The sequence below is a fragment of the Kitasatospora sp. NPDC058115 genome, from assembly GCF_042884635.1.
Lineage (GTDB): Bacteria > Actinomycetota > Actinomycetes > Streptomycetales > Streptomycetaceae > Kitasatospora.
The window spans coordinates 71359-86162 of sequence record NZ_JBHVTL010000037.1 but is presented as its reverse complement, the minus strand read 5'-3'; the positions used below and the strand labels follow the sequence as shown (position 1 = coordinate 86162).

Sequence of the window (14804 nt, the reverse complement as noted above, 5' to 3'; positions counted from 1 at the left end):
GGCCCGGACCCGCCGGCCGCCGCGCCCGCCGCCGCCGCGGGACGGCCGCGCCGCCGACGGCCACGGCGGCGCGCCCTCCCGGGAGCAGGCCCGTCCGTGCCGGGGCCGGGCGGGAGGGGCGGGACGGGCGCCGGGGGCGGATCCGACGACGGCCCGGCCTCCGGTTCCCCGCCCCCCGCCGGCCCCTCGGCCGCCGCCCGTTCCCGCTCCTGCGGCTCGGTGCGGCGGCGGCGCTCCGCCTCCACGGTCGCCAGCAGGGTGTCCGGGGCGAAGCCGCCGTTCAGCGACTCGTACAGCAGCTGCGCGAGCAGGTAGGAGGGGTGCCGGCGGAGCGTGTGGCCGAGCACCACCCGCGCGGTCGCGGTGTCCCCCGCGACCCACGAGACCCAGGCCAGCAGGGTGAGCGGCGGCGCGGCGCAGCTCTCGTAGGGCGGCACGCACCGGGTCACCAGGAACCGCCAGAGCCGTTGGGCGGGCGCCAGCTCGGCCGGTCTGGCGTACTCGGCCGCGCGGTCCCGGACGGTCCGGTCCTGGAGCGCCAGCAGCAGCCGCGCCGTCCGGTCCTCGTCGAGCACGCTCGCCCCGGCCATGAACTCGGCCACGACCGCGTCGAGCAGCGCGGTGTGCTCCCGCCGGTCGGACGACGGCCGCCGCCCCGGCGACGGCCCGGCTCCCGCCCGGGCGAAGGCCCCCCGCAGGGCGGCCGCTCCCGGCGGGCCGACCGGGGCCAGCCCGGCGAGGATCTCCTTGCGGCTGCCGCGCGGCGCCAGGCCCGCGACGGTCGCCGCCACCGCGACCGGCCCGGGCCCGGGCGTGCGGCGGATCGGGTGCCCCGACGGATCGCAGCAGCCCTCCCGCGTGCAGAGGTAGGACCACCAGCGGCCCTCCGAGACGCACAGCGACTCCTTGACCGGCACGTCCCGCCTCTCGAAGGCCTGCCGCAACCGCTCCGCGAGCGGCCGCAGCCGCTCGGACACCGGCGGGCCGTGCCTCCCGCCCGGCGGCCCGGCAGGATCCTGGCAGAGGTAGAGGAGGACCTGGACCGGTCGCCGGTCCTGCCGCTCGGAGAGCCGGACGAGGAGCGCAGCCGTCTCCTCGGCGGCGGCCGGCCACTCCTCGGCCGACTCGGGGATGTCCAGCCGGATCACCCCGCCCTGGTGCAGGCCGGGCGGCTGGAGGCCGACCGCGACGATGCTGTCGTCGGGGAAGAAGCCGAGCAGGTAGGGCAGCACCTCGGCCATGTCGGCCGGGCCCCGCATGGTGATCGGACGGCCGTCGGGGCCGTCGCCGAAGGAGAGCGCGATGGGTTCGTCGGTCATGGCCGGAAGGCTGCCGCAATTCTCCGCAGCCCCCGGAAAATTCTTCCAGATCTGTGGACAAACCCGGCCTGTGAATAACTCCTCCCCCGAACGGCGTATCGCCGAGCCACTCGTCCGGGGGAAAACGGGCCGCCGTTCAGCAGAAGAACGGATGAAACACCTCTCCGCTGCACCCGCTTCCCGCCCACCGCCGTTCGCCCCTTGTCGGTTCCTCGGGGTTACATGGGGGCCATGCAGCAGTCGAAGACCCCCACCACCACCGCCACCGCCGCCGACCGCGCCGAGGTCCGGGCCCGGGCCGAGGCCGTCCTGCGCGAGCTGGCCGGCCCGGGCGCCACCCTCCGCGAGGACCAGTGGACGGCCATCGAAGCCCTGGTCGTCGACCACCGCCGGGCCCTGGTGGTGCAGCGCACCGGCTGGGGCAAGTCCGCCGTCTACTTCATCGCCACCGCCCTGCTGCGGGCGCGCGGCGCCGGTCCGACGGTGATCGTCTCGCCGCTGCTCGCCCTGATGCGCAACCAGGTCGACTCGGCGGCCCGGGCCGGCATCCACGCCCGCACCATCAACTCCGCCAACACCGACGAGTGGGACGCCGTCCAGGCCGAGGTCGCCGCCGGATCGGTGGACGTCCTGCTGGTCAGCCCCGAGCGGCTGAACAACCCGGACTTCCGGGACCACGTGCTGCCCAAGCTCGCCGCCTCCACCGGCCTGCTGGTGGTCGACGAGGCCCACTGCATCTCCGACTGGGGCCACGACTTCCGCCCCGACTACCGGCGGCTGCGCACCATGCTCGCCGAGCTCCAGCCGGGCGTCCCGGTGCTGGCCACCACCGCCACGGCCAACTCCCGGGTCACCGCCGACGTCGCCGAGCAGCTCGGCACCGGTGCCGGCGACGAGCACGCGCTGGTGCTGCGCGGCCCGCTCGACCGCGAGAGCCTCACCCTCGGCGTGCTGAGCCTGCCCGACCCGGCCCACCGGCTGGCCTGGCTCGCCGACCACCTCGACCGGCTGCCCGGCTCCGGCATCGTCTACACCCTCACGGTCGCCGCCGCCGACGAGGTGACGGCCTTCCTGCGCGAGCGCGGCTTCACGGTGGCCTCCTACTCCGGCCGCACCGAGGACGCCGAGCGCCGCACCGCCGAGGCCGACCTGCTGGCCAACCGGGTCAAGGCGCTGGTCGCCACCTCCGCCCTCGGCATGGGCTTCGACAAGCCGGACCTCGGCTTCGTGGTCCACCTCGGCTCCCCCAGCTCCCCGATCGCCTACTACCAGCAGGTCGGCCGGGCCGGGCGCGGGGTCGACCGGGCCGAGGTGCTGCTGCTGCCCGGCCGCGAGGACGAGGCGATCTGGCGCTACTTCGCCTCGCTCGCCTTCCCGCCCGAGGAGCAGGTCCGCCGGACCATCGACGCGCTCGCCGAGGCCGGCCGGCCGCTCTCCACCGCCGCGCTGGAGCCCCGGGTGGACCTGCGCCGCACCCGGCTGGAGACCATGCTCAAGGTCCTCGACGTGGACGGCGCCGTCCGGCGGGTCAAGGGCGGCTGGACGGCCACCGGCCGGAGCTGGGAGTACGACGCCGCCCGCTACGCCAAGGTGGCCGCCTCCCGGGAGGCGGAGCAGCGGGCGATGCGCGAGTACGCGACGGCCACCGGCTGCCGGATGGAGTTCCTGCGCCGCCAGCTGGACGACGAGCAGGCGGCGCCCTGCGGCCGGTGCGACAACTGCGCCGGGCCGCTGCACGGCCCCGAGGTCTCGGAGCAGGCCCTGGAGGCCGCCCGCGCCGCGCTCGGCCGGCCGGGCGTCGGCGTCGAGCCGCGCCGGCTCTGGCCCACCGGCATGGACGCGCTGGGGATCCCGCTCAAGGGCCGCATCCCGGCGGGCGAGCAGGCCGAGACGGGCCGGGCGCTCGGCCGGCTCTCGGACATCGGCTGGGGCACCCGCCTGCGCTCGCTGCTCGCCGACCAGGCCCCGGACAGCCCGGTCCCCGGCGAGGTGGTGGACGCCCTGGTCACCGTGCTGGCCGACTGGGCGCGCGGGCCCGGCGGGTGGGCCGGCCCGGCGACGGCCGACGGCACCCGGCTGGAGCGCCCGGTCGGCGTGGTCACGATGGCCTCCTCCACCAGGCCGCAGCTGGTCGGCAGTCTCGGCGCCAGGATCGCCGAGATCGGACGGCTGCCGCTGCTCGGGCGGATCGAGTACGCGACCGGGCAGCCGCCGCACGGGTCGCGCAGCAACAGTGCCCAGCGGCTGAACTCGGTGGCGGGCGCGCTGGTCCTGCCGCCGGAGACGGCCTCGGCGGTGGCGGCCGCGGCCGGGCCGGTGCTGCTGGTGGACGACATGGTGGACTCCGGGTGGACGGTCACCGTGGCGGCCCGGCTGCTGCGCCGCGCCGGGGCGGGCGCGGTGCTGCCGCTGGTGCTGGGCCTCCAGGGCTGACCACACCCGATCGGAGCAGTGCCGGGGACCGGGAAGAACGTCGTGGGAAAGGAGGAACGGAGTTGTCCGGGAGGCTTGCCAGCGCCCTCCGGCCCGGCCGGATCACGATCCGGCGATGTCAGGGCCGGTTCCGGGCGACCGTGGAACATATCCGCCGGAACCTGGGCTTTCGGGCGGCGTTCATCATTTCATCATTGCCGCTCCGCCCCATCTGCCCTGAGAATTGGACCGTACCCGGAGCCCGGTCCGCTGGACCATGTCTCTGGCGTACGCGGACACCCGCGCACTCGTGGGTCGGGAAGGAGGGTCGTGATCAGCGGAGACGACCGAGGTCTGTATCCCCCCGACCGGAGTCCGGCCCCCAGACGGGTGCTCGACCTGGAGACCTGGACGGCCTCGGGCATCCCGCTGCTCCGCGATCCCCGCGACTTCGTCCTGGAACTCCACCGGCGCCACCTGCCGCAGCCCGGCACGGTGGTGGTCTCCGTCCTGGACGCGCTGCACCGGGTGACCGCCTCGGCCTCGTTCGCCCCGTGGCCGCACGACACGGACGGCTGGCAGCACCGCAACGCGATCCTCACCCACCTGCGTCAGGTCACCCCGCACGACCTGCGGCTGCCCGCGCCGAGGCGCACGACCGTCCTGCTGCGCTGCCGCGAGGGCTCGGCCGGCTGGACGGAGCAGGACGGTGCCTGGATGTGGGGCCTGCGGGACGCGGCCGGACTGCACGGGCTGCGCTGCGGGGCGTACGTCGCGCTGACCCCGGCCGGCTGGCAGATCCTCGGCGACGGACGGAGCGGGCGCAATCCGCACGCGGGTTCGTGGGCGCAGGGACCGGTCCACACCGTGACCGAGCTGCCGCCGCGCACCGCGCGGGACACCCCGCGCACCCAGCGGCCGCAGCGCGGCGAACGGCCCTCGCACTCCCGCCAGCCCGAGCGCCCCTGGGGGCCCGCCCGGGTCACGGCGGTCGAACCGGCCCGGCGCACCGGCACCCGCTGACCACCCGTCCACCCGCCCGCGGTCCGTGACGGCCGCCGGGGGCGGCGCCGTGCCCGCGCCGCGCCACCGGACCCACCCGGCCGGGCCGCCGCCCCGCCGCCCGTACCCGGCGGGCGAGGGGCTGGAGGAACACCGCGTCCCGGCACCCGCGGGGGTACCGGGACACGGACTGCGCGGAACTCACCCGGCGGTCCCGGGCCACGGGTCTCAGGCGGGCAGCCTGCGCGGAGCCGGAGTGCCGGTGGCGCCGAGCGGCAGACCGGCGGCGGCCGGATCGGCGCCGCCGCAGACCACCAGCAGCGCCTCGGCGTGCTGCAGCGCCTTGGCGTACACCGCCGCGGCACGGTCGGCCGGGCCGCCGTTGACCACCAGCACGACCACCGGTCGGCGGACCGGGCGGGTCAGCCCGGCGTCGGCGTAGAACACGTCGCCGCCCTCGGCGAGCTGCGCCCAGTAGCGCTCCTCGCCGAAGGAGAGCTCGTGCTGCTGCCAGGGGTGCGCCGCGCCGGCCGTCAGCACCAGGACGGCGCCGGGGTCGCGGCCGGACTCCAGCAATTGGTCGACGGTCTCGTCCGCGCGGTCCAGCGCCTCCGCCTCGGCGGCGGGGACGTGCCGGACCTCGACCTGCGCCGGGCGGGGCGCGGGTCGCGGAGGGCTGGGCTTGGGGATCGGGTTCGGGCGCGGCGAAGGCCCCGGTCGGTCCGCCCGCGCGGCCGTCGGACGCGGCGGTGCCGGCCGCGGCGGCGCCGGGCGGGGGCCCGGAACCGCAGCGGGCGCGACGCCGGCGGCCGGCGGTACGGCGGTGGTCGCGCCGCCGGTGGCTGGCGCGTTGAGGGCTTGTGCGTCCGACTCGCGGGGGCTGGGAACGCCGGGGCCCGGGAGGCTCTCGCTGATCTCCGGCTCCTCGGGGAAGACAGGCATACCCGGATATCTATCAAATGCCGGTCGGACGCGCACGGGCGCCCCACCCCTTGGGCACTCCGAGCACCACGCCCCGCCCCGGAAGTTTCCCGACGTACCGTCAGAAACCGAGCGAGAGCTGTTCTCCGGCGGGCTCCGCGAAGCCCGCGCCGCCGGGGCCGGGAACCGTCCGGACCCGCTTCAGGTGGCGCCACCGGGGCAGCCCGTCGAGATAGGACCAGGAGAGGCGGTGGTGCTCGGTCGGCCCGAGTTCCTCCAGCGCGGCCCGGTGCACCGGGGACGGGTAGCCGGCGTTGTCGGCGAAGCCGAACTCGGGGTGCGACTCGCCGAGGTCGGCCATCAGGCCGTCCCGGTGGACCTTGGCGAGCACCGAGGCGGCGGACACGCAGATGCACGACTGGTCGCCCTTGATCACCGTGCGCACCCGCCAGGGGCCGCCGAGGTAGTCGTGCTTGCCGTCGAGGATCACCGCGTCGGGCTCCACCGGCAGTGCCTCCAGCGCGCGCACGGCGGCCAGCCGCAGTGCGGCGGTCATCCCGAGCTCGTCGCACTCCAGCGCCGAGGCGTGGCCGAGCGCGTACGCGGTGACCCAGTCGGCGAGCACGGGCGCGAGCGCCCGGCGGCGGAGTTCGGTGAGCAGCTTGGAGTCGGTCAGCCCCTCCGGGGCCCGGCGCAGTCCGGTGACGGCCGCGCCCACGGTGACCGGACCGGCCCAGGCGCCGCGCCCGACCTCGTCGAGGCCGACGACGATCTTGGCGCCGGCGCGGCGCAGCGAGCGCTCGACGGAGTGCGTCGGCGGGACGATGGGCATGAGGGGTCCGTTCAGCTGGTCGGACTCCAGCCTATGCCACCCGGCCACGCCCCCGACCCGGGCCGGTTCCGGCGCGGACCGCCGGATCGGGACCGGATCAGGGCCTGATCAGCGGGACCAGCACCTCGTCGACCAGCTGGTCGACGAACTCGGGGCCGATCCGACGGTCGCAGACCTTCAGCCGGTACAGCAGCATCGCCGGGACGACGTCGGCGACCACCGGGCTGGCCGCGCCGGGCCGGACGTCGCCGCGCTCGGCGCCGCGGCGCAGGATGTCCAGGATCACGTCCTTGGTCGGCTCCAGCATCCGCCGGCCGATGAAGTCCTTGAACAGCTCCGCCTGGTCGTGGTCCAGCTCGGCCATCACCGCGCCCATCGCACCGCCCGCCCGGGAGCTCGCGACGGAGACGAAACTCTCGACGAGGTAGTGCAGTTCCGCGCGGGCGGACCCGAGCGCCGGGGTGTCGGCGGGGCGTGGCAGAGTGGAGTCCAGGGCGTCGATGACCAGGTCCACCTTGGACGCCCACCGCCGGTACAGCGCGGCCTTCCCGGTCCGCGCGGCGCCGGCGACCCCCTCCATCGTCAGCCGCGCGAATCCGCCGGAGGTGAGCTGATCGAGCGTCGCTTCGAAGATCGCCGCCTCCAGCTCCCTCCCCCGCCGCCGCGCCGGCCGGGCCAGCGCCTCGGCGACGACCTGGACGGGACACGACGTCCGCGCGGCCTCGGGCGCCCGTCGCGCCGCCCGGCCCGCCGGGGGGCCCGCCGAGCCGTCCACCGCCTGGCGCCGCATCAACTGATCCATCGTCACCAACCCTAAGGAACGCTTGCGTTCATAATCTCGCCAACGCTATCGTCCACAGTAGTGAACGCTTCCGTTCCTTCATAGCCCGCGGGACGCCGTCGGGCCACGCCGGACCCCAAGGTCCGCAGCATACGAAGCAGTAGCCAGCAGGGGGCATCAACTTGGCTATCTCCGACACGCTCAGCAAGAACGCTCCACCACGGGGCGGCCGCGGCCCGCGCAAGGGCATCACCCTGACCGTCATCGCGGCCTCGCAGCTGATGGTGGTGCTCGACGCCACCATCGTGAACATCGCCCTGCCGCAGATCAGGGACGCGCTGGAGTTCTCCACCACCAACCTGTCGTGGGTGATCAACGCCTACACGCTAACCTTCGGCGGCCTGCTGCTGCTCGGCGGACGCGCGGGCGACATCCTCGGCCGGCGCCGGGTCTTCATCGCCGGCACGCTGCTGTTCGGCCTGGCCTCGCTGCTCGGGGGCTTCGCGCAGGACGGCGGCATGCTGCTGGCCGCCCGCGCGCTCCAGGGCATCGGCGGCGCGATCTGCTCGCCGACGGCCTTCGCCCTGATCGCCACCAACTTCGACGAAGGACCCGAACGCAACCGGGCCTTCGGCGTGTTCTCCGCGGTGGCCGGTTCGGGCGCCGCGATCGGCCTGCTGGCCGGCGGTGTGCTCACCGAGTACCTCGACTGGCGCTGGGTGTTCTTCGTCAACGTGCCGATCGCCGTCCTCATCGCGTTCGCCGCGCCGCGCCACATCGCGGAGTCGGAGCGCCACCCCGGCCGCTTCGACCTGCCCGGCGCGCTCACCTCGACGCTCGGCCTGGTCGGCCTGGTCTACGGCTTCATCCGCGCCGCGTCGGACGGCTGGTCGGACGCCCTGACGCTCGGCTCCTTCGCCGCCGGCGTGGTCCTGCTGGTCGCGTTCGTGGTCATCGAGACCCGCACCGCCCAGCCGATCACCCCGCTGAAGCTGTTCGCCGACCGCAACCGCACCGGCGGCCTGGTGATGATGCTCTGCGTGGCCGCCGCCATGTTCGGCATCTTCTTCTACATCACGCTCTTCGTGCAGGGCCCGCTGGACTACAGCCCGCTCAAGGCCGGCTTCGCGTTCATGCCGATCAGCGCGTCCATCATCGTGGCCGCCCAGATCGCCTCCAACCTTCAGGCCAAGTACGGCCCGAAGCCGTTCATGGCGGGCGGCGCGCTGCTCGTCACCGTCGGGCTCTCCTGGCTGACCTTCCTGGACGCGGACAGCGGCTACGTGGACGGCATCCTCGGCCCCACGGTGATCTTCGGCTTCGGCATGGGCCTGATCTTCGTCCCGGTGATGCTGCTCGCCGTCTCCGGCGTCTCCGGCCAGGAGACCGGTGCCGCCTCCGGCCTGCTGAACTCCATGCAGCAGATCGGCGGTTCGCTCGGCCTGTCGATCCTGACCACGGTGTTCGCGCACTACGCGACCAGCGAGGGCAAGGTCCAGCTCCCGGGCTTCATGGCCACCGCCACGCCGGAACAGAAGGCCTGGCTGCTGGAGAAGCAGGAGTTCCCGAAGGGCACCACCGCGGCCAACGAGGTGCTCGCCCAGGGCATTTCGCACGGCTTCGTCGTGAGCGCGCTGCTGGCGGGAATCGCCTTCGTGGTCGCCGCCGTCGTGGTCAAGGCCAAGGCCTCGGACCTGCCGTCGGACACCTCCGGTGTCGCGATGCACTGACCGGCCGCCCGCCCGGGGGAGGCGGACCGGACAGGGCCAGGGGCCGGACGGGAGCAGCACGCTCCCGTCCGGCCCCTCGCCGCTCCCCCCGCCCCCGGTCGCCGCCCCGCCATCCCGTCCTCGGCGGCCGGGCCGCCCGGCGAAGGATCAGCCGCCGAAGCTGAAAGCGTGGCGCAGCCCCACCCGCTCGCAGGCGTACTCCCGGCCCTCCATCCGGTCGACCGGCGGGCGCGCGGCGAGGATGTCCCGGGCCCGCGACTCGGCCAGGCTGGCGGCGTACCAGGGGGTGGGCCCGTCGTGCTCCAGGTCGGAGGCGAGGACGCTCAGCGCGCAGGTCCGGTAGTCCCCGGGCAGCCGGTCCAGGGCCGGGACGGCGTCCGCCGAGAGGCTGCGGACGTTGCGCAGGTCGATGTGCCCGGTCCGCTCGAAGCGGGCCACGTTCTGCTCGGCGACCAGGGCGTCCGGCCCGGCCAGCCCGTACACCGCGGCGGCCAGCGCGGCACTGAGCACCACCGCGCGCGGCAGCCAGCCGGCCGACGGGGTCAGGCCCGAGGCGATCAGCAACAGGAAGACCACGCCCAGCCACAGTTCGACCGCCAGCACCCAGAGCCGCAGCGCGGTCAGCCCGGAGGCGTCCACGTAGAACCACATCCGCCCGAGCGCCGAGGCCACCACGACCAGCGTGAGCAGGCAGAGCGCACCGAGCAGCAGCCGCGCGATCCGGCGGTCGGTCTCGTTCCCGCGCGGCGCCCAGCGCTTGGCGACCGCGACCACCACCAGGGTCAGCACGGTGACCACCAGCAGCTGCCAGAAGCCCTGCCGGGCGTACTCGGAGCGGCTCATCCCGGTGCGCTCCAGCACCGACTCCCCGCCGCCGAGCACCACCACCGCCTGCACCACCGCGAAGGCGCCGAACATCAGGTTCAGCGCGGCCAGCGGCAGCGCCCACTCCAGCCGCCCCCTGGGGCGGCCCGGCCGGACCGGCGTGCGGTCCCAGCGGCGCGGGCCCGCCGCGATGTGGGCGAAGCCCAGCGCGGTCGCCAGGCCGAGCACGAACAGGGCCGCGCGGGAGGGGAGTTCGCCGAGGTCGAGGCTGGGCACCAGGCTCCCGAGGACATCCGCCATGGCCGCGTCGGCACTCGCGAACAGGGCACCGAAGACGACCAGCAGCACGGTGGCCACCAGGACCCCCTTGAGCACCGGCACCACCCGGCTGCGGGAGTTCCCGCCGCGCCCGGACAGCCCCGCCCGGGCCCACCCCAGGGCCGGCACCAGCTGCCAGAGCAGTCCCGGAAGCGCGAGCAGGACACCGCTCCAGCGCCGCCCGCCGTGCAGCGCGAGCGAGGCCAGGCCGACGGCCCAGACCGTGCTCAGCAGCACCGGCCAGTGGGCCTCGTGCAGCGCCGGGACGGCGAGCAGGGCGAGCGCGAGGGCGCTCCACAGCGCGGTCCACACCCGCAGCCGGCGGCCGGCCGTACGGGCGGCGATCCCGGCGCCGGTGGCGGCGAACGCGGCGCAGAGCAGCAGGTTGACGCCGAGCCCGTCGGCCAGGACCAAGGAGGCGAGCAGGCCGGTCAGCACCGCGGCCAGCACCGTCCGGCCGGTGGCCGGGGCCTTGCGCTCCGGGTCGCCGGGCCGCAGCCACGCGAACGGCTGCGGCGCGGGCGCCCCCGGCCGAAAGGGACCGGCGCCGGGGCTGGCGCCGGGACCGGTGCCGGAACCGGGCGGGTAGCCGTACGCGGGTCCGTAGCCGGACGCGGGCCCGCCACCGGGAACGGCCCCGGAACCGGTCCCGCCGCCCGGCGGCACTCCGTCCGCCGCTGGTGTGCTGAATCCGGACATGGCTTCCCCCTCAAGGGTCGGGTGGGCGCGCGGAACCCACCCTCCGGGCGGTCCGCCGACGGGCACGCGGAACCACACCGGCGAGGACACCGGGCACCACGGCCGATGCCGACTGTAGACCATTCTGAACAAGTTCAAAAAGGCCGGGCCCGGCCCCGTCACACCCCTGTGACAGAGCCGGGCCCGAGGCTCCGCGCCCGCCCGGCAGGGCCGCGCCGCCTCTGCGCGCCCGCCCTTCGGCCGGGCTCACCTCCCGCCCGCGCTCACCCCTTGACCGACCCGGCCAGCAGACCCCGCACGAAGTACCGCTGCAGCGCGAAGAACACCCCCAGCGGGATCACGATGGACAGGAACGCCCCCGCCGTCAGCAGCTCCCACCGCCCGCCGAAGGACCCGGAGAGCTGCGCCAGCCGGACCGTCATCGGCGCCACCTCCGGCGTGCCGCCGGCGAAGGTGAGCGCCACCAGCAGGTCGTTCCAGACCCAGAGGAACTGGAAGATCGCGAACGAGGCCAGCGCGGGGGTGCAGAGCGGCAGCACGATCGAGCGGAAGATCTTGAAATGCGAGGCGCCGTCCACCACCGCCGCCTCCATGAGGTCACGCGGCAGCTGGGCAATGAAGTTGTGCAGCAGGAAGATCGCCAGCGGCAGCGCGAACATGGTGTGCGCCAGCCAGACCGGCGCGTAGGTGCCCTTGAGGTCCAGCGCCGGGATCACGGTCAGCGAGCCCAGGTGCGCCCCGCCCGAGAACAGCTGGAGCAGCGGGATCAGTGCCATCTGCATCGGCACCACCTGGAGCGCGAAGACCACGAAGAACAGCGTGTCACTCCCCTTGAACCGCACCCAGGCCAGCGCGTACGCGGCCATCGCCGCCAGCACCAGCGGGAAGAGGGTGGCCGGCACGCTGATCGCCAGCGAGTTCACCAGGAAGGGCATCAGCCCGGTGGAGACGCCGGAGCCGCCCTCGAACAGCACCGTGTGGTAGTTGTCCAGGCCGAAGTCCGGGTGGAGCAGGGCGTTCCACCAGCCGTCGGCGGTGACGTCCTGCTTGGGGCGCAGCGAGGTGACCAGCAACCCGACGGTGGGGAGGGTCCACAGCACCGTCACCGCGATCACGAAGACCGAGGCGAGGGGCGAGGAGAAGGCCTTCCGGACGGCGTTGCCGTCGCGCCGTACGCTCATCGGACCTCACGCTCCTTGCGCAGCTGGAGGATGTTGTAGGCCACCAGTGGCAGCACCGCGAGGAAGAGGATCACCGCCAGCGCGCTGCCCCGCCCGGTGTTGAACTGGACGAAGGACTGCGAGTACATCTCGTTGGCCAGCACCTGGGTGCCGAAGTTGCCGCCGGTCATGGTGCGGACGATGTCGAAGGCCTTCAGCGTGGTGATCATCACCGTGGTCAGCACCACCACCGCCGTGGTGCGGATCATCGGCACGGTGACGTACCAGAACAGCCGCACGCCCTGGGCGCCGTCCAGCCGGGCCGCCTCGGTGACCTCGTCCGGGATCGCCTTGATGGCCGCCGACAGGACGACCATCGCGAAGCCGGTCTGCACCCACACCATGACGGCCATCAGCAGGAAGGTGTTGAGCGGCTGGGAGAGCATCCAGTTCGGCGGATCGTCCCAGCCCAGCGCGATCGCCACCTGGCTGAGCAGGCCGATCTGCTGCTGCGAGGGGTCGCGCGACTCGTAGACGAACTTGAAGATGATCGAGGCGCCGACCAGCGAGATCGCCATCGGCATGAAGATCAGGGACTTGTAGACCGCCTGGCCGCGCATCCGGTCCACCAGCAAGGCCAGGACGAGGCCGAGGCCGGTGGCCGCCAGCGGGACGACCACCAGCCAGAGCAGGGTGTTGAGCAGCACCTCGCGCAACGGGTCGCTGGTGAACGCCCAGCCGTAGTTCTCGCCGCCGACGAAGCGGCGGCTGTCGTCGCCGTAGAGGCTCAGGTAGACCGTGCGGACCAGCGGCGCGACCAGGCCGACCACCAGCAGCAGCAGCGCCGGGCCGAGCAGGACCAGCACGGCCAGCGGGCGGGCGATCCGGCCGGAGGCGCGCCCGGCGACCAGGAAGACCAGCAACAGGATGCCGAGGAAGCCGGCGATCGCTCCGAAGCCGTTGCCGAACTTGACCATCGCGTCGCCCCAGGCGCCGGCGGAGAGGGACATGGCGGGACGTCCTTTCCCAACGGAGGGCGGAACGGGAACAGGAAGGGGTGCCCCGGCGGCCCGGGGCGGGACACGGTGGGAAACGGGGCACAGGGGACGGGGCACGGGGAACGGGAAACAGGACACGGAGGGGTGGGCGGTGCGGGTGGGTGGCCCCGCACCGCCCTTCGGCAGGTGGTTCCTGCGACGCGCGCCGCTACTGCGGCCAGGCGGCGTCGATGTCCGCGGCGGTCTTCTGGATCGACTGCCCCTCGGCGAACCAGGCGGTGAGCGACTTCCACTCCTGCCCGGCACCGACCGCGGCCGGCATCAGGTCCGAGCCGTCGAACCGGAAGGTCGCCGCCGGGTCGGTGAGGGCGTCCGCGGAGAGCCGGTCGATCTGGTCGGTGTACAGGTTCTTGTCCACCCCCTGGTTGGCCGAAACCCAGCCGGTCGCGGTCCGCACCCGGCTGCTCGCCCAGTCGCTGCTGGACAGGTAGTTCTGCACCGCCTGCACCTCGGGCCGGCTCGCGAACGCGGTCAGGAACTCACCGCCGCCCTCGACCGGGTTGGACACCGACGGGTTCACCGCCGGCAGGTTGAAGGCGAAGATGTCGCCGTCGGGCCCGATCGCGGTGCCCTTGGGCCACTGCGCCTTGTAGAAGGACGCCTGCTGGAGCATGAAGCACTTGCCGGTGAGGATCGGCGCGCCCGCGTCCTGGAAGGTCGTGGTGGCGATCGACTTCACGTCGCCGTAACCGCCGTTGACCCAGGCCGGGTTCTGCATCCAGTCGGCGACCGTCTTCATCGCCGCGGTGATCTTCGGGTCGGAGAACTTCACCTGGTGGCTCACCCACTGGTCGTACACCTCACCGCCGAGGGAGCCCAGGACCACCTCCTCCAGCCAGTCGGTGGCCGGCCAGCCGGTGGCCGTGCCGGAGGCGATGCCGCCGCACCAGGGCTTGCCGGCACCGGCCTTGGCGATCCGGTCGCTGAGCGCCATCAGGTCGGCCCAGGTCTTGGGCACGGTGTAGCCGGCCTGCTTGAAGGCCTTCGGCGAGTACCAGACCAGGGACTTCATGTTGGCGCTCATCGGCGCGGCGTAGAAGGTGCCGTTGACCGAGCCGTAGGTCTTCCAGACCGGGCTCCACTTCGCCTGGTTGGCCACGGTCTGCTCGGGCGGCTTGACCACCTTGCCGCTCTTGACCATCTGCGCCAGCAGACCGGGCTGCGGGATGATCGCGAAGTCCGGGGCGTTGCCGCCGCTCACCCGCACCGGCAGCTGGGACTCGAAGTCGTTGCTGCCCTCGTAACTGATCTTGATCCCGGTGCACCTGCTGAAGTCCGCCCAGGACTTCTCCAGGTTGTCCGACTCGGGGCTGAGGATCGAGGCGAAGACCGTCACCGTCCTGCCGGCGTGCCCGGCGTACGGCTGGTACGCGGCGCAGTCGCCGGACAGCGTCTGCCCGCCGCCCGATCCACCCGAACTTCCGGAGCTGTCCGAGCTGTTGGAACAGGCCGCGGTGAGGGCCGCGGCGGCCAGCAGGGCCACCGCGGCCAGGGAGCGGCGGCGCCGGGCGGCGGGCACGGCAACGGGCGGCGCAATCGTGGACGGAACGGTCGGGGTGGAAGTCAACGCGGTCCTCCTCGCCGGGGCGTGAGCCCGGCTCTACGACGGAACGACATTGCGCTGTACCGGAGTTCGACGTTCGACATGGACGCGGCGGCCGGCCGATCCCAAGACGGTAACGCAGCCGCCACGTGCCGCCAAGGTCCGGACCCGACCATCGTTCCCGCGTGCCCCAGTTGTGACCCG

Annotated in this window: 11 protein-coding genes; 3 read left to right on the top strand and 8 right to left on the bottom strand. The window is 74.0% G+C overall.

Translation table 11 applies throughout. The features are described 5' to 3' along the window. Nucleotides 1-1319: DUF4192 domain-containing protein (locus ACFVVL_RS31425; protein WP_387681203.1), on the bottom strand; the 1319-nt coding region annotated here is incomplete at its 3' end. Nucleotides 1320-1550: 231 nt separating this feature from the next. On the opposite strand from ACFVVL_RS31425, the gene ACFVVL_RS31420 reads away from it, so the two are divergent. After that, nucleotides 1551-3752: a RecQ family ATP-dependent DNA helicase gene (locus tag ACFVVL_RS31420; protein WP_387681200.1), complete on the top strand. Its 2202-nt coding sequence runs from the start codon at nucleotides 1551-1553 to the stop codon at nucleotides 3750-3752. 333 nt (nucleotides 3753-4085) lie between these two features. Then, entirely contained in the window at nucleotides 4086-4754 is a 669-nt protein-coding gene (locus ACFVVL_RS31415; RefSeq protein WP_380298307.1) for a hypothetical protein, read from the top strand. Between the two features lie 207 nt (nucleotides 4755-4961). On the opposite strand, the gene ACFVVL_RS31410 is transcribed toward ACFVVL_RS31415, so the two are convergent. The 3 genes from ACFVVL_RS31410 to ACFVVL_RS31400 all read right to left on the bottom strand — a co-directional run bounded on the left by ACFVVL_RS31410 (nucleotide 4962) and on the right by ACFVVL_RS31400 (nucleotide 7288). After that, complete coding sequence (locus tag ACFVVL_RS31410; RefSeq protein WP_387681197.1) at nucleotides 4962-5675, bottom strand: hypothetical protein; 714 nt, start codon at nucleotides 5673-5675, stop codon at nucleotides 4962-4964. A 100-nt stretch (nucleotides 5676-5775) separates the two neighbouring features. Beyond that, a complete protein-coding gene (locus ACFVVL_RS31405) occupies nucleotides 5776-6486 on the bottom strand; it encodes a ribonuclease HII (protein ID WP_387681194.1) in 711 nt (236 codons plus the stop codon). Between the two features lie 97 nt (nucleotides 6487-6583). Beyond that, entirely contained in the window at nucleotides 6584-7288 is a 705-nt protein-coding gene (locus tag ACFVVL_RS31400) for a TetR/AcrR family transcriptional regulator (RefSeq protein WP_380298491.1), read from the bottom strand. A 161-nt stretch (nucleotides 7289-7449) separates the two neighbouring features. On the opposite strand from ACFVVL_RS31400, the gene ACFVVL_RS31395 reads away from it, so the two are divergent. Then, nucleotides 7450-8997: an MFS transporter gene (locus ACFVVL_RS31395; protein WP_387681190.1), complete on the top strand. Its 1548-nt coding sequence runs from the start codon at nucleotides 7450-7452 to the stop codon at nucleotides 8995-8997. Between the two features lie 147 nt (nucleotides 8998-9144). Here the strand turns inward: ACFVVL_RS31395 and ACFVVL_RS31390 are convergent, their stop codons facing one another. The 4 genes from ACFVVL_RS31390 to ACFVVL_RS31375 all read right to left on the bottom strand — a co-directional run bounded on the left by ACFVVL_RS31390 (nucleotide 9145) and on the right by ACFVVL_RS31375 (nucleotide 14624). Beyond that, nucleotides 9145-10839 (bottom strand): DUF4153 domain-containing protein, encoded by a 1695-nt coding sequence (locus tag ACFVVL_RS31390; RefSeq protein ID WP_387681187.1) that lies wholly within the window; start codon nucleotides 10837-10839, stop codon nucleotides 9145-9147. Between the two features lie 263 nt (nucleotides 10840-11102). Continuing rightward, complete coding sequence (locus ACFVVL_RS31385; RefSeq protein WP_380288458.1) at nucleotides 11103-12020, bottom strand: carbohydrate ABC transporter permease; 918 nt, start codon at nucleotides 12018-12020, stop codon at nucleotides 11103-11105. Further along, nucleotides 12017-13009 (bottom strand): carbohydrate ABC transporter permease, encoded by a 993-nt coding sequence (locus ACFVVL_RS31380; RefSeq protein WP_380288456.1) that lies wholly within the window; start codon nucleotides 13007-13009, stop codon nucleotides 12017-12019. Before ACFVVL_RS31380 ends, ACFVVL_RS31385 begins: the two co-directional genes overlap by 4 nt. A gap of 196 nt (nucleotides 13010-13205) precedes the next feature. Next, the gene (locus ACFVVL_RS31375) at nucleotides 13206-14624 is read right to left on the bottom strand and encodes an ABC transporter substrate-binding protein (RefSeq protein ID WP_387681182.1); all 1419 of its coding nucleotides are present in this window, start codon (nucleotides 14622-14624) and stop codon (nucleotides 13206-13208) included. Nucleotides 14625-14804: the final 180 nt, after the last annotated feature.

Coding starts and splice junctions, on each gene's coding strand:
- ACFVVL_RS31405 (WP_387681194.1), bottom strand. CDS start 6,486: ATGCCCATCGTCCCGCCGACGCACTCCGTCGAGCGCTCGCTGCGCCGC.
- ACFVVL_RS31410 (WP_387681197.1), bottom strand. CDS start 5,675: ATGCCTGTCTTCCCCGAGGAGCCGGAGATCAGCGAGAGCCTCCCGGGC.
- ACFVVL_RS31390 (WP_387681187.1), bottom strand. CDS start 10,839: ATGTCCGGATTCAGCACACCAGCGGCGGACGGAGTGCCGCCGGGCGGC.
- ACFVVL_RS31400 (WP_380298491.1), bottom strand. CDS start 7,288: ATGGATCAGTTGATGCGGCGCCAGGCGGTGGACGGCTCGGCGGGCCCC.
- ACFVVL_RS31380 (WP_380288456.1), bottom strand. CDS start 13,009: ATGTCCCTCTCCGCCGGCGCCTGGGGCGACGCGATGGTCAAGTTCGGC.
- ACFVVL_RS31420 (WP_387681200.1), top strand. CDS start 1,551: ATGCAGCAGTCGAAGACCCCCACCACCACCGCCACCGCCGCCGACCGC.
- ACFVVL_RS31385 (WP_380288458.1), bottom strand. CDS start 12,020: ATGAGCGTACGGCGCGACGGCAACGCCGTCCGGAAGGCCTTCTCCTCG.